Consider the following 2,057-nt stretch of genomic DNA (forward strand, 5'->3'; position numbering starts at 1 on the left):
TGCTGCAGCGCCTGGAACCGGTTGACCAGACCCTGGGCTTCACTCAGCACCAGCTGTCGCTGGGGCAGCGAACCCGGGTCCTCTGCGGCGTTCTGGAGGCTGGCAAAAAAGTTGTTCAGGGCCTTGTTCAGCCCGGTGGTTTCGCCCCCCAGCAGGTTGTCCAGCCGGGACAGTTCCTGGTTGAGCACATCCTGCTCCGCCATCAGGGAGCTGTCTGAGCGCACCTGATCCGCCAGATACTCGTCCGCCAGTCGCCGGATATTGGCAATACTGACGCCACTGCCGATACTACCGGCACCCGTGGCCCGGCCCGGCTGAGTCTCGAAGCTCACTTCCTGACGGCTGTAGCCCGGAGTATTGGCATTGGTAATGTTATTACCGGTGGTATTCAGCGCAGCCTGGTGACCAAGCACCCCGGACAAGCCAACGTTTATCAATCCTGCCATGGCCGGTTACTCCTCAATGCCCCGGGACACCGGTTGCAGGCGGCTCAGTGCTGCCTCAAACGGTTCGCCGTGCATGATGCTGCGGATCTTCGCTCCGTAGCGGGGATCGGTGGCATAACCGGCCTGCTGCAGGCGCTCTGCAAACAATTCGGGCTGATCCGCCACGCTCAGCGCCTCCCGGTAGCGGGGGTTACTCTTGAGGAAGTCCACATAGTCGCGGAAGCTCTCCCGGTAATCCGTGTAACGGCGGAAATCGGCACGCTCGTTCATGGGGACGCCTTCACGGAACTCCGTTGTTGCGATGTTGACCGCCTCGCCGGACCAGCGCTGATCTGCCTTGATACCAAACAGGTTGAAACTGGGCTCGCCATCGCTGCCCTCGATCATGTGCCGACCCCAGCCGGTTTCAAGGGCCGCCTGGGCCACCATCAGACGGGGGTTGATGCCGGTTTCGGCAGCAACTTCGGTAGCCAGTGGCAACAGGCTTGAAACGAATTCTTTTGGCGATCCGAAGCGCTCAGGTAATCCGGCCACAACCGAAGGATCTGCGGGTACAGCAACCTCTGCCACCAATGCGGCGTCATCGTCCCGGGCTGCTGGCATCGACTCGTCCAGCAACCGGTTGACGTCCTCGACCCGTTCCGGCAACCGTGGCGACAAGGGCGGCAGACTGCGGTCATAGTCCGCCAGTGTGCGGCGGGCACCGGGTAGTTCACTGCCGTTCTCATCCATTCCCGGGATGTTGCGGCCAAGCTGGCGCACCATGGCATCGGTCAGTCCCATACCCTGGCCCCGCGACATGCTCAGACTGAGCTGGCTGTCGAACATGTCCTGATAGAATTCTGACTGCTGGCTGTTGAGGTAATTGCCCTCGGCCAGCACCTTGTTGGCGGCCCGCATGGACTTCAGCATCTGCGACAGAAACAGGCCTTCAAACTGACGTGCCACCTCTTCCAGGGCGCCCTTGCGATCATCGCCGGCCTGGTTCTTCAGGGCGTTCAGGCCACTGAAGTCAGTGTAGATTCCGGCTTGCTGAATACGATGGTCCTGCATGGCGTCACCTAGATTACGATCAGCTCGGCGCGGAGTGCGCCGGCCTGTTTGAGAGCTTCCAGCACCGCCATCACGTCACCCGGGGCAGCACCAACCTGATTCACAGCCTGTACGATGTCGTTGAGGGTGGTGGCCGGACCAAACTGGAACATCCGCGCCGGGTCTTCGGTAATGGCAATCTCGGAATTCGGGAGCACCACGGTATCGCCGTCGGTAAACGGATCCGGCTGCACCGCCTCAGGGTTCTCGACAATGGTCACCGTCAGGTTACCGTGGGTGACCGCCGCCGGACTCACCTTCACGTGCTGCCCCACCACAATGGTTCCGGTGCGGCTGTTAATCACCACTTTGGCCGCCTCGTCCGCAGGATCCACTTCCAGGTTTTCCAGAATCGACAGAAAGCTCACCCGCTGGGACGGGTCTCGCGGCGCTTTCACCGAGACCGAGGTGGCGTCGTGGGCATAGGCCATGCCGTCGCCAAGGTAATCATTGATGGTCTCGACTACCCGCCGCGCAGTGGTGAAATCCGCCCGCAGCAGGTTGAAGGTAATGGTGTCG

The 2,057-nt window shown here is 61.3% G+C and carries 3 protein-coding genes; all 3 read right to left on the reverse strand.

Annotation, left to right across the window (positions count from 1 at the left end; all coding sequences use genetic code 11):
- Window positions 1–446: flagellar basal body protein (locus AAC035_RS20955; RefSeq protein WP_339807054.1), on the reverse strand; the 446-nt coding region annotated here is incomplete at its 3' end.
- 6 nt (window positions 447–452) lie between these two features.
- Complete coding sequence (gene flgJ, locus AAC035_RS20960; protein ID WP_339807055.1) at window positions 453–1,499, reverse strand: flagellar assembly peptidoglycan hydrolase FlgJ; 1,047 nt, start codon at window positions 1,497–1,499, stop codon at window positions 453–455.
- 8 nt (window positions 1,500–1,507) lie between these two features.
- Window positions 1,508–2,057, reverse strand: a 550-nt coding sequence (locus tag AAC035_RS20965; protein WP_339807056.1) for a flagellar basal body P-ring protein FlgI, incomplete at its 5' end; no start/stop codon positions are given.

Origin of the sequence: uncultured Marinobacter sp. (assembly GCF_963974375.1) — a bacterium.
In the GTDB taxonomy this organism is placed as follows: Bacteria; Pseudomonadota; Gammaproteobacteria; order Pseudomonadales; family Oleiphilaceae; genus Marinobacter.

Coding starts and splice junctions, on each gene's coding strand:
- flgJ (WP_339807055.1), bottom strand. CDS start 1,499: ATGCAGGACCATCGTATTCAGCAAGCCGGAATCTACACTGACTTCAGT.